This is a genomic window from Paenibacillus sp. LjRoot153, from assembly GCF_964253085.1.
Classification (GTDB): domain Bacteria; phylum Bacillota; class Bacilli; order Paenibacillales; family NBRC-103111; genus Paenibacillus_E.
On record NZ_CAXUQH020000001.1, the window covers coordinates 5321131 to 5333979 of the forward strand.

9 protein-coding genes are annotated in these 12849 nt (G+C 47.0%); all 9 read right to left on the reverse strand.

The window, feature by feature from the left end; all coding sequences use genetic code 11:
* Window positions 1-30: 30 nt before the first annotated feature.
* The gene (locus ACSQ8P_RS23235; RefSeq protein ID WP_436237345.1) at window positions 31-1773 is read right to left on the reverse strand and encodes a sensor histidine kinase; all 1743 of its coding nucleotides are present in this window, start codon (window positions 1771-1773) and stop codon (window positions 31-33) included.
* A 32-nt stretch (window positions 1774-1805) separates the two neighbouring features.
* Window positions 1806-3365: a response regulator transcription factor gene (locus ACSQ8P_RS23240; RefSeq protein WP_436237346.1), complete on the reverse strand. Its 1560-nt coding sequence runs from the start codon at window positions 3363-3365 to the stop codon at window positions 1806-1808.
* A gap of 27 nt (window positions 3366-3392) precedes the next feature.
* Window positions 3393-4928, reverse strand: a complete 1536-nt coding sequence (locus tag ACSQ8P_RS23245; RefSeq protein ID WP_436237347.1) for a tannase/feruloyl esterase family alpha/beta hydrolase — start codon at window positions 4926-4928, stop codon at window positions 3393-3395.
* Between the two features lie 39 nt (window positions 4929-4967).
* A complete protein-coding gene (locus ACSQ8P_RS23250; RefSeq protein WP_436237348.1) occupies window positions 4968-6800 on the reverse strand; it encodes an FAD-dependent oxidoreductase in 1833 nt (610 codons plus the stop codon).
* 89 nt (window positions 6801-6889) lie between these two features.
* Window positions 6890-8428, reverse strand: coding sequence for an extracellular solute-binding protein (locus tag ACSQ8P_RS23255; protein ID WP_436237349.1), 1539 nt, complete (start codon window positions 8426-8428; stop codon window positions 6890-6892).
* A gap of 113 nt (window positions 8429-8541) precedes the next feature.
* Window positions 8542-9405 (reverse strand): carbohydrate ABC transporter permease, encoded by an 864-nt coding sequence (locus tag ACSQ8P_RS23260; RefSeq protein ID WP_436237350.1) that lies wholly within the window; start codon window positions 9403-9405, stop codon window positions 8542-8544.
* The gene (locus ACSQ8P_RS23265) at window positions 9399-10373 is read right to left on the reverse strand and encodes an ABC transporter permease (protein WP_436237351.1); all 975 of its coding nucleotides are present in this window, start codon (window positions 10371-10373) and stop codon (window positions 9399-9401) included. Before ACSQ8P_RS23265 ends, ACSQ8P_RS23260 begins: the two co-directional genes overlap by 7 nt.
* Before the next feature lie 202 nt (window positions 10374-10575).
* On the reverse strand, window positions 10576-11544 hold the full coding sequence (gene hutG, locus ACSQ8P_RS23270; protein ID WP_436237352.1) for a formimidoylglutamase: 969 nt from the start codon (window positions 11542-11544) through the stop codon (window positions 10576-10578).
* Window positions 11541-12848, reverse strand: a complete 1308-nt coding sequence (hutI, locus tag ACSQ8P_RS23275) for an imidazolonepropionase (RefSeq protein ID WP_436237353.1) — start codon at window positions 12846-12848, stop codon at window positions 11541-11543. The genes hutG and hutI overlap by 4 nt, the downstream gene beginning before the upstream one ends.
* Between the last annotated feature and the right edge of the window lies 1 nt (window position 12849).

Here is a 12849-nt window from a genome sequence, read left to right on the forward strand (position 1 = left end):
TATGTAGGTTGTCAGTATTGACTACTAGTTTTATTTCGCTGCATGCAGGGATGCCGGCATCTCAATTCGGATTAACGTTCCTGCCTCAGGTAAGCTGAAGATCGATAGCCCATACTCTTGTCCAAAATACAAAACAATCCGCTCATGAACGTTCATGATCCCAATTCCGGTAAAGCGATGCTTGCTAGGTGCTTTATGTCTCTCTGTAAATAAATTGTTAAGCTGCTCCGAATCCATGCCGAGCCCTGTATCCCTTATGGTAATAATGAGTTTATGCTTGACGCACTTTGTTCGAATACGGATTGTTCCTGTCCGCTTGAGCGGAACCAACCCATGGAAGATGGCATTTTCCACAAGAGGTTGCAAGGTCAGCTTCAGCATCGTTATATGAAGCGTTACCGGCTCCGCATCTATCGTCATCGTGAATTTATCCCCGTATCTCACCTTCTGGATGTACGCATACATGCGCAATCCTTCCAGTTCATCCGCTAAGGTGACAAACTCCGTACTTTTATCAAAGCTAAATGAAAGCAACCCTACTAACGCCTTAATGGTTTCCCGGACTTCATCAATTTTGTGCTGCTTAGCCAAACTGCTAATGCAGGCAAGCGTGTTATATAGAAAGTGCGGGGCAATTTGACTTTGCAGCATTTTTAACTCAAATTGTTTTTTCCGACGTTCCGATTCCCGTGTCTCCTGCAGCAGATGATGAATCCGCTCCATCATCGCGTTATAACTAAGAACCAAGCGCCCAATCTCATCTTTGCCGCTCCCCGAAATGCTGTGAAGCACTTCCATATCACGTACGCGGTCCATCTTAGCAACCAATGTGCGTACGGGGTGGGTCACATAACGACTTATCATATACGTACTGGATAGTACGATAAAAATCCAAAATATGCCGGCTGTAGTAAAGTTCGTATGAAGACTTCGAATATGTTGATAAAAGAAACTATCTTTATAGAAGGCAATGAAATACCAGCCCAGCTTATTCATGCCCGATTTTACGGCCACCATGTTCCCTTGCGGACCCTCTATATCAGACACACCTAGTGAAAGCTCCGACATCTCATCAATAAATGCAGTATCCAGTTCTGGCGGAAAAACAGAAATATTGTACGGCAGCATGCGATAAGAACTCGGCAGTGTACCCTCAAATGCTTGTACGACATTTCGTTTATTCGTTATGATGGAGAATGTTTGATTTTTGGTATTCATAAACTGAGACAACAAATTGGTTAATTGAACGAGGTCGATTTCAACAACCGCCATCCCTATAAATGAACTCGTTGATGCGGATCTTAGAGGCATCGTGAACGCCACTGTTTTGCCTGACATCGGAGATTGGTATGGCTCTGTAATAAACATCCCCTGTGTTTGCTTGGCTTGCTCAAGCAGCTTCTGGATATGTGGGTTTCCAATAATCTCAAAAGTCGTTTGAGAACTGGACATCACCTTGCCATCCTCACGAACTAAATACATGGATCGATACAGGGTGCTGTTCATACTTGCATATTTGCGAAGGATCTCTGTCGCTTCATGTTCCTTAGCTTCGGTTAGTAAATCCTCCCGTGTGGAAATCAGCATGAGGATGTTCTGCACGTTGTCCAAGTACGCATTCATATAGAGATTTGTTCGGTCAATAATGATTTGTGCGTCAGAAACCACCTGCTTCCGAAACAAATCCTCTGCTTCCCGTAAATTAATCCAGGTAAGCCCACCCAGTAGTAGCAGCGTCCCCACTGACAGAAATAGAAAGTGTTTTGCAAGCATACTCTGGCCACCAAACCACGACATCAGCTTTTTCATTTAAAATCAGCCCTCTTATATTCGTTTGGCGCTACGCCCGTCCAATTGCGAAACAGCTGGGAGAAATAACGGTAGCTAGGAATGCCTACACGTTCTGCCACTTCATACACTTTCAACTGTGTTGTCTGAAGAAGTTCCATCGCTTTCTCTATTCGCATTCTAGTGACATAATCATTGAAAGATTCTCCGGTTTCTTCACGAAATAGTCGGCTAAAATAGGACGAGCTCAGGCCCACTTCCTCGGAAATGGATGTCAGCGTAATCGCCTCCGAAAGTCGCGTGACGATGATTTTCTGAGCAAGCTGCACATCATTTCTGATCTTCCGGATCCCACTTGCCCCTGATTCTTGCTCCCTTACTAATACATGCAACAATTGAACAAACGTCGGAGCTCCCTGAAGTTGAACGGTAAATGCCTCATATTCACTTGACCTAAGCAAAGAATGAACAGTGATAACTTTCTCACGTATTCGTAGGATGAACGCTTTCAACTTCTCTGGCTCGAACCGGCTTGCAATCGCCCATGACCTTAGGGTTTCTTGAAAAAATACGATTAGCTTCTCCTTATCTTTCGCCACGTCTATCCACTTGCTGATGATTTGTTCTGCATCTGGCGAATCCTCTGGCCCTGCAAGTCCCGATGCTGCCTTGTCCGCGGTTAATGAGGTTAGTGAGCTGTCATAAAATTTCATCGCTTCAGTGATAACACTTGAGCGCAAAGAAGAAAATAAATCCTGAGGCTCTCTAACGCATCCACCTGTCACCGCCAATAAACGAAATCCACCGTAGGAATCCGTTAACTGCATCTCCAACGCCTGGTGAACCCCTCGCATGACTTGCTCCGCTTGTGTACAGGCTTCCAAGGCAGAATGAAGATTGCAGAATACTAGCGCAATGTCTTGATCACCAATCGGGGACCAATAGAAATTGGAAGATTCTCTTTCCAATCGCTCTAACTGTATCTTAAGCTCATGCAGCAGATGGAACCGATCTCCCTCCTTCACTTCGATGTAAAGTCTTACAGGATAATAGGGAGTTGCACGACTCCAAGCCTCCCATAGCTGCGATAACCCTGTAACCTGATCAGCTTCCCCCATCGCAATCGTGTTCAAAAGCTGAGAAATATCCCGACGCTTCCGTTCGCGCTCGTAGCTTTGAAGATCACTTTCTCGTCTTATGGCTGCTCTAGCCTTGTCCACCGCTGCCTTCATTTCTTCTTCTTCGAAGGTAAGCTTAAGAACATATTCCAAAGCCCCAAGCTTGAGTGCTTGTTGTGCGTACTGAAAGTCACTATGTGACGTTAGCAACACGAACTGAATGCATGGGAATCTTTGCTTTGCCTGCCGCAATAGCTCCATCCCGTCCATAATCGGCATAATGATATCCGTGATGACGAGATCCGGCTTCAGTTCCTCACAAAGCAGTAAAGCCTCTTCGCCATTCTCTGCTTCTCCAACCAATTCGGCTCCAAACAAATGCCAAGGCATGGATCTGAGCTCCTGCCTTAACGGCAGTTCATCATCTACGATCAAAACCCTTATCGGTGTATTATGCATCTAGCAACCACCTGTCATTGAAATCATTTAAACGAGGTATTTTTCCGCTGGAATAAGAACTCCGCCTCGAGGATGTTCCACACCTTGATAGCTAGCTGGCAAATTAGGATCTCCTGAAATGTATTTGGGAAGCTTCGGATATGGATAAATAGGTCTTTGGAAGCTAACGCCATTCGGAGCAAAACCATCTATAAACGCGGTTGCGATAAGTGTATCCGGCGCTTTTCCATGCTCAACCCATTCAACCATTGCGGCTAAAATGTCATGCTCGCTATCTACTGGTAAACTTGAAACGCCTCTGAAACCTATCTCATTCAACCCCGGTCCACCTCCGCAATGGCCCATTCCTGGCACTAGGAATAACCGGAAGAAATCCTGGGTTTGATCAAGGCCGCCCTGATGTTCAATCACTCGCTCATAGTAGTGGAGTGCATCTTGATATGGAACAAGCGGATCCGCCATGCCAGTGTACAACAAGATTTTCCCTCCTAAAGCTTTCATCTCGCTGACATCGGGATTATTCGCATTAAGAATCGGCGCCAATCGCTCATTCAACGTATCCAAATCCCGATCAAAATCAAATGTCGAATAATCGAAATCCGCCCCAAACACCCAATGAAATGGATATAACAGCGATGATGGTAACTGTTCTGGATCTTGTTGAAGATCCAACCCTCCCCCACAATCCTCACTCCCATATGGAAGTGGCGTATAAATACGTTCGCCTGTTCTTGGATTAGTTGGACCCGCATAAATCAGCTTCAATGCGGATATCTGTTTATCGGTGAGGCCAACCCCGTCAACGTCATCCTGTGAAGCAGCCAACGTCTCTGGGTCGAATTGCAGAACCCTTGGGTCGGTTAAGAAATTATCACCATGGAGAGCACCGCTATCCTTCCCCCGTCCATGTTCGACTACTTTGCGAGTTATGAATGCAATTTGTTCTTTTGAAAAATGCGTGTCTGTTCCTTGGTTCGTTGCTTTGAAATTCCACAAAAATCCAGTATGCAAGTGAGTGCGATTATTGGCTGGCGCCCCAGCGATGATGCCGTGATAATCAGACGGATAGCGCTGAGCTTCCATTAACGCTTGTTGTCCACCCGTTGAACAACCCATGAAATAAGCGTAGCTGGCTGATCTTTTGTAATATAATTGGATGAGTACTTTCGCCGCTACCGTCATCTCGTGTGTGGCACGATAACCGAAATCCACCCATCGTTCCGGATGTCCAATCGCCTCGAAGGCATTTGGCGAAGTGCCCATATCCGTATTTGCTGTCGCATATCCTCGCCGCACGCCAAGTGCAAGTGGATTGTAGCTAATATAACTTGCACTACCTCCATTGCCCGTGCCGAGGAATCTGCCATTCCAATCTTGTGGCAGCCAAAGCTCCACCCGAATGTTAGACTGCGAGGTTGGCTTCAGCTCGAGGGAAACTCGACAAAATGCTGGTAAGTCCGTAAAGATTCTTCCGTCTTCTAAGGTGAGACTTCCTTCTGGCACCATTTGAACATCCGTAATCGTACAACCTGATATGTCAACATTTTCAAATATTCCTCCCAAGACGCCGTCCTCCTCCTAGAGATATCCACCCTATTTACTTCAATGACATCTGATTTCAAATACTCTAGCATGATCCAATCCATTCGTGCTTAAGACTTCCAAGCGTAGCCTATTTACTTGCTCTAACCCTACATGGCTTGTTACTTGCCGTTGGTAATTATCCTGAATCATCATCACTTGACGAGCATCCTCGGCTTGATTCGCCGTATAAGCAATGACTCGGAAATCCTTCAACGTTTCCGGCTGTGGTCCCCATTCATTTTTCTTATGCAACTGATCCTCTTGTGTCAGGGTTAGTCTCCGGTGCATGCCTGTATCAAGCACGATGGTGATCTCGCTGATGGCAACCGGTGTTTCCCATGTTAACTCAATCCATGGTGCTTGATCATCAGGATGTGACATCCACCTGTGGGAACCAGGAACGACGAGGTCCAGCCTAACACCGTTTGTGCCATGCATCGCTCGGGTATAGCCATCTATTACATTCGATGCTCGGCCTTGAGGTTGTTCGGTAGAAGCTCGAACTGTCGCTTGGCTAGACAAGTTATCGCTAGCGGGAATACCAGGAAGAAACGCATCCTGCCCGATAAGCCGTTGTTGCGTTTTCCGAATCAATTCTTGATTCTTATACGCCATCTCAAGTGAAAAACCTTCTTGAATGGCCAAAGCGGCAAATGTTCCCGCACCTTGCCCCATTACACCACAGGTAGCCATAACTCTCGTGCTTGAAAAAGCAATATGTGTAGCAGATATATTGCGTCCAACAAACATCAAATTCTCCACATTAGCGCTGATCAATGACCTTACAGGTATGCCATATACATGGTTTGTATGTGGTTGATGGCAGGGATCAATTTCTTTGGCCTCAATCCCCTGCGGTGGATGTGTATCCATGGGCCACCCCCCATACGCGATGACATCTTCGAAATGAACCGACTCTTCCAGATCCCTTTGCGTCAACACATGTTGACCAATGAATCGTCGAGACTCCCGCTTGCCAGGCACGAAGCCGAACCAATCAAGTGCCCAGTTCTCAGACTCTGGATGATGACCACTATTTTTGATATGATCCCACACGCCCATCATAATGGCCAGCAGTTCGTCACGAATGAATTCGTTATCGGAGATCGTATCCAATAGTCCGCCAAACTCTACCCACCAATAACCGTATTCCCATGACGCATGACTGCGGTATTTCAAATCTTCTTCCGAATAGCGCTTCGCCCATACAGGAGGTATGAATGCCATCGGTTTACCCATATTTCGAGCCGTAAATAACAGTGAAGAACCGAGACGATACGTATCGGCTACTGCACCAGCGAAAGACTCTCCATATTGCTCAGAAGACTCACGTCCTGTTGTGAATTGCGCTCCTGCTTCTTTGCCGAGACGTCCGTCTCCCGTACAATCCATGAAAATATTCGCACTTATTTCGAAGCTATGTTCCGTGCTTTCCCTCGTTGCCCATGCTGATACTATGCGATTACCGTCCATTCGTACACCTATAATGGCCGTATTCAACATCAGTGACAGGTTCGGTTCTGCTCTGCACTTCTCATATAAGAGGAGATCCAGCATCGAAGCGCTTCGCTGTGGATTGCGAACGGCGCACTCCAGAAGAATTTCTTCCAGGATGCCGCCTTCTCTTGCTTCAGTTTCTAATGCCGTTCCCCGTTTGGAATGTGCCGCCCCGACAATATGCATACGGATCTCGGAAGAGGCATTGCCTCCCAGAACCGAGCGATCCTGACAAAGCGTAACCTTAGCACCGTTCCTCGCAGCCGCAATGGCAGCTACAACACCCGAAATGCCGCCTCCGGCAACCAGGATATCTGTATGAACCTGTTGTTTCTTGCTATCTCCACTCATCATTGCTATTCTCCCCCACGATCCGTTTTATTTAGAATGACAGAAAGAGATGAAGCCAGAAGCCTCTTCATCCCTTTTCAACCTTTTTCTACCTACTTCACGTATCCGAGCTCTTTCACTTTTTTCTCAGATGCTTCTAAGAATGCTTTGTAATTCATGGAACTTTCCAATGTTTTCAGGAAGCTATCATATTCAGTGAGAGGTCGTTTCCCATAGATGAATTTCGAGAACTCCTCTTCCACATACCGATTCGCATCAGCTGCGTTATAGCCACTTGGGAAATCAATAAATCCGTTCACCGCTTGAAGGCGTGGCTGTTTATTGGCAAAATCAATTAACTTAATTTGTGGAGCAAATTTCACGGACAAATATTCCATCTCAGGACGGCCCGTAAATTGGTAGAGCCAGAAATAGGCACCTTCTTTGGCCATCAAATCCGTCGGAACCACTTTTTCCCCTTCGAGATTAAAATGTTTTCCTTTTACACCGTATTGCACTAACTTCGATCCGTCCTTCGAGGATACATAGTTCAACAAGTCGAATACCTTCTGGAGCTTTTCAGGGGATTTCTCCAATGACTTTGGAAGCGCATACAATCCTGCGGGATTGCCTATATCCCAAGATGCTGTGAATTTGCCGCCTGGACCTTGCAACGCATCAATTTGCACCCAGTTGACGTTGGGATTGATGGCTTTCATCTGTTCAACGTTCTGAGCAGTTGTCATATCCGACCAAGCTGTGTAAAAAATACCCGCTTGTCCTTTGATCGCCTTTTGCATAGCCTGTGTTTGCGAGGTTGCCATGAGTTCTGGATCAACCACACCTGCAGCAACCATATTTTTAATAGAAGCAAGCGCATCCTTCATACCTGGCGCATAGAGGGAATTGACCACTTTATTATCTTTCACATAGATGGCTGGAACTTGACTGCCGTCCATAAGACCCACGCCATAAGCACCGAAGAACGTGTTGAACGCGTTTAGTTTCGCTCCTGTGATGCCGAATGTATCTTTCTTCCCATTGCCATCTGGATCTTTCTCCGTAAACGCTTTCGCAACTTCGAGCATTTCTTCTAGTGTGGTAGGAACTTTTAGATTTAGTTTATCAAGCCAATCTTTCCGAATCCAGAACGACGTTTTGGAAGCCGTTGGTGCTTTGGCTATGGCTAATGTTTTGCCATTCATCATCCCTTGTTTAAAGCTAGCCTCACCGATGAAATCTTTCGCTGGCTTTAGTTTATCTAAATATGGCGTCAAATCAAGAAGAAGGCCTTGGTCCGATAATTGCTTTAACTGTACTCGGTCTACTGCAAATAAATCCGGGAAATTTGCTGATGCCATGCGCACATTCAACTGATTCTTGTAATCATCGGGAGATGCATAAACGGTCAGGTTAATTTCTGTATGTAACGCTTTATCCAGTTCCTGCTTAATGATATCCTGATCTGGGGTTGGAAGCCCGGTTCCCGTTTCAATGATGTCCAGCTTTACTGGCTTTGCATTGGCTGCTGGCGTGCTAGCTGCCGGCTTCTCCGAAGCTTTCTCGACCGCAGGCGAACCTCCACAACCAGCAATCAACATAGCTCCTGTTAACGTCATTGCCAGCATCGGAGCATATACAATCTTTTTCATAGAAACCCCTTCTTCCTCTAGTATAGTATACATTTTTTTGGAACTATATTGTTACCGCGACCAAAGGTTTTCAGGTTCATCTGCACCCCTCACTTTCCTTCGGCCTTGCGGGATCAACCTTTGACAGCGCCTAGAAGCATTCCTTTTGTAAAATGTTTTTGAATAAAAGGATACACGAGAATGATCGGCAAACTCGCGGTAATGACAGCAGCCATTTGCATCGTTTCGGTAGGCAGCACATTCTCGGCATTTTCCAATAACGGCAGCTGTGTCATCATGAGAACTTCGCGAATAACGACTTGTAAGGGATATAAGTTACGGTCAGTCACGTACATAATCGCTTGGAAGAACTCGTTCCAATGTCCAACCATGTAGAACAGCCCGACTGTAAGCATGGACGGCACGGCAAGTGGCAGTACAATTTGCCATAGAATTCGAAATTCCTTGGCACCGTCCATACGGGCCGATTCAAACAACTCTTCAGGAATGTTCTCGAAAAAACTTTTCATAATAAGCACATTAAAGCTCCATATCGCATTCGGCAAAATCATCGACCAGACGGAATTAAGCAATCCTAAATTTTTTACAATTAAATAAGTCGGAATTAAGCCTCCGCTGAATAGCATCGTGAACACAATCATAAGAAGGAAAAATCCTCTTCCTGGGAGATTGCGACGGCTAAGCGGGTAAGCCATCAGCGACGTCAACACTAGATTCACTACGGTTCCGACAACGGTAATGAAGATCGTGATCCAAAAGGCCCTCGGGATGTTCGTTGTGGTAAATAGTTCATGATACGCATGGAATGTGATCGATTTCGGGAGTAAGATAAAACCTCCGTGCTTCAGCACTTCGGAAAATGGCGTGATGGAAACGGATAGCACATACATCAGTGGAAGGATCGCTGCTAAGGAAGTAAGGCCGAGAATGAAAATAACGATTGTATTGAGGATGCGATCTTCCCAGCTTCTTACCATGCGCTCTCCCCCCACTTCTTCGATAATTGATTGGATCCGAGCACAAGCACTAAGCCAATGATTGATTTAAACAAGCCGACAGCTGCAGCCAAACTGAAGTTGAGCTGTTGAAGTCCTGTACGGAATACCCAAGTATCCAAAATATCAGCTACTTGATAGACTTGAATGTTATAAAGGATATAAATCTGATCGAATCCGGCATCCATAATATGACCTAGCTTCAGTATCAGCAAAAGCACGATAACATTCCGAATGCCAGGCAGTGTAATATGCCACATCATGCGAAGTCGACTGCCACCATCCACGCGGACTGCCTCATACAAGGTTGGGTCGATCGAGGCCATCGCAGCTAGGTAAATGATAGCGCCCCAGCCCAGATCCTTCCATACTTCTGAAGCGACCAGAATCGTTCTGAAATGATCGATTGAAGTCATGAATCCAATTGATTGGCCACCTCCTTCAACAAGCCAACGGTTGACGATACCAGAGCTTTGGGACAAGAGGGTGTTAAGTATGCCATAGATAATAACCCACGATAAGAAATGCGGCATATAGGTCATCGTTTGTACAATCGTTTTGAACCACCGCAGCCTGCATTCATTGAGCAGTAAGGCCATGATAATGGGTGGAGCAATCCCGAAAACCAGCTTATATACGCTGATCAATATGGTGTTAATCATCAGCTGTCCGAAATATGGGGAGTTAAAAAATTGCTGGAAATGTTTATACCAGGGGTCCGCCCAGTGACTCCCGACGATGCCATCCAGCATTTGGAAATCCTTGAATGCAATAATGATTCCGTACATGGGCATATATTTGAACACAATGTAATAGATCACACCTGGCAAGAGCATCAGATAAAATGCGCGAAAACCCCAAACCTGTATGATTTTTAGCTTTAGCTTCGACTCCTTTGCCCTGCTCCCGACCTCAGGCACCCGCTTCTGAACCGTTATCTGCTTATCCATGAGAACACCTCTTCTTCGTTTAATTCATCGCTTCGTAACGGATTGATATCAGTATAGCAAGCGCTTTCTTCGGAAAATATACAGTAATCCTGCGAAAATGTTCGAATTTTTGCACCGGCTTTGTAAGGCTCTGCTCCTGCTACACAAAGCAAACGCCGCCAGCTCCAACAACAAGGAGCTAGCGGCGATTCATTCAAGCATTTTATTGTGAGCGTGCAGCAAGCCCAGCCAAGAAGCTGAGCATGAACTGCACTGCTAGACGCGAGGTCACATTACGCACATCGACGGTCGGATCGATGCAAACGAAGTCCAGACCCTGCACCTGCGGCAGTGATCCGAGTCGATAGAGGGCATCCAGCGCATCCCACGGATTCATCCCGCCGGTACCAATCGCCGGGCATCCAGGTGCATAAGCCTGGTCGATCACATCCACGTCGAAACTTACATACAGTACATTCGTGTCTTCCCCGGCAAGTTGAAGCGCCTGATCAAGCACCGCATCCATGCCCATCCGACGTATATCACGTGATGTAAACACATGTACGCCTTTATTCTTCACGTAGTCATGATACGGCTTGGAATTCATGAAGTCTCGAATACCGATTTGTACGATGTGATGTCCCTGCACCACACCAGACTCGAGGATGCCGCGGAACGGCGTTCCGTTGGTGACGCCACCGTCCTCAAAATTACGGACATCATGGTGCGCATCAAAATGAAGGATACCCACTTTCTGACCAGGATGACGGTCAACAAAGGCTTTGATCGACGGGCAGCTCGTCGAATGATCGCCGCCGAAGATGATCGGAATTAAATCCGGCTGAGCGTTATAAAGCGCACGCAAGCTTTCCTCGATGCGGCGGTGACATTCCGCGATATCCGTCACATGCATGTGGATATCGCCGAGGTCGCGAACGGCTAAGTCTTGCAGGTCAACACCATACTCCATCGAGTAGGTAGTAAATGACTTGAACGCCGTGCGCACCGCCGCCGGCGTTGTCGAAGCACCTGAATGCGAGATCGACGGTTTCGACAGCGGGATGCCGATGATCCCTGCAAGCAATGGCTCATGACCGTCCCACTGGCGAATCCAATGGGCAACCTTGGTTTCCAAGTGATCTCTGAACGCAGCTTGATCAGGCGGTTTGAGAAAGGGAATCTCATGGCTCATAGCGCAGCCTCCTCCTTACCTGCTTCTTTCGTCACGATGGTACGGTTCCATACGATCACGCTTCCGTTTTTGATGACACCAAATGTATGGTTAATCCCGAAATGATACGGCAGATAAGCGAGATTTGGCGCATCAAATATGGTTAAATCCGCACGCTTCCCCACTGCGATCGAACCGATATCTCTCCCTCGTCCCAGCGCATTCGCCGCGTTGATCGTGCACGCAGTCAGAATCTCCTCCGGTGTCATTTTCAAATTCAGAGACGCCAGCATCATGATGAGCTGGATCGACTCGGTCGGACAGGAGCCTGGATTATAGTCCGTTGCTAGAGCCACCGGCAGCTCATAGGTGTCGATCATGTCTCGTGCACGCGCATGTTTGGCCAGGCCTAGGTTGAACGAAGTGCCCGGTAAGAGCACTGGAATCACGCGATGTTCCGCCATTGCAGCGAAGCCTTTATCGGTCGCAGCCAGCAAATGTTCAGCGGATATCGCACCGATTTCGCCCGCCAGTTCCGCCCCGCCAAGCGGTTTTATTTCGTCTGCGTGTATTTTCGGAAGCAAACCGAACTCCTTTCCTTTCAGCAGAATTCGGCGCGACTGCTCAATGGAAAAAACACCTTTTTCACAAAACACATCGCAAAACTCCGCAAGCTCCTCTTCAGCCACCTTGGGAACCATTTCATTGACGATAAAGTCTACATATTCCTCGGCACAACCTTTATACGCCAGCGGGACCGCATGTGCCCCCATAAATGTCGAAACAATTTCGACTGGGTGAGTATCGTTCAAACGTTTTGCCACACGGAGTTGCTTCAATTCATCTTCCAAGGTGAGACCGTAGCCGCTTTTCGCCTCAACCGTCGTGACACCATTCAACAGCATCTCGTTCAAACTTCGACGCGCCTTATCATAGAGTTCCTGCTCGCTGGCTGCGCGTGTATTTTGCACCGTATTAAGTATCCCTCCTCCCTGCGCTAAAATGTCCAGATAGGAGACATCGGACCGCTTTAGCGCCAGCTCATGCTCACGTGAACCGCCATGAACGAGATGGGTGTGCGGATCGACCAGCCCAGGTGTAACCATACGACCACCAACGTCAATGGTTTCTGCAATTTCTACATCAGCAAGGAGATCCAGAACTTCTTTAGCTGGGCCAAATGAGACAATTCTTCCCTCGCGAATGGCTACCGCTGCGTCCGTGATTACATGGACTTCCTTCATTTGTTGTCCACACCGCGGTACATTCCCAGGAGGGGTAACCAAACAGCCAATCCCCGTAACGAGCAAATCAATCCGTTTCATC

Coding starts and splice junctions, on each gene's coding strand:
- ACSQ8P_RS23235 (WP_436237345.1), bottom strand. CDS start 1,773: ATGCTTGCAAAACACTTTCTATTTCTGTCAGTGGGGACGCTGCTACTA.
- ACSQ8P_RS23240 (WP_436237346.1), bottom strand. CDS start 3,365: ATGCATAATACACCGATAAGGGTTTTGATCGTAGATGATGAACTGCCG.
- ACSQ8P_RS23250 (WP_436237348.1), bottom strand. CDS start 6,800: ATGATGAGTGGAGATAGCAAGAAACAACAGGTTCATACAGATATCCTG.
- ACSQ8P_RS23255 (WP_436237349.1), bottom strand. CDS start 8,428: ATGAAAAAGATTGTATATGCTCCGATGCTGGCAATGACGTTAACAGGA.
- ACSQ8P_RS23260 (WP_436237350.1), bottom strand. CDS start 9,405: ATGGTAAGAAGCTGGGAAGATCGCATCCTCAATACAATCGTTATTTTC.
- ACSQ8P_RS23265 (WP_436237351.1), bottom strand. CDS start 10,373: ATGGATAAGCAGATAACGGTTCAGAAGCGGGTGCCTGAGGTCGGGAGC.
- hutG (WP_436237352.1), bottom strand. CDS start 11,544: ATGAGCCATGAGATTCCCTTTCTCAAACCGCCTGATCAAGCTGCGTTC.
- hutI (WP_436237353.1), bottom strand. CDS start 12,848: ATGAAACGGATTGATTTGCTCGTTACGGGGATTGGCTGTTTGGTTACC.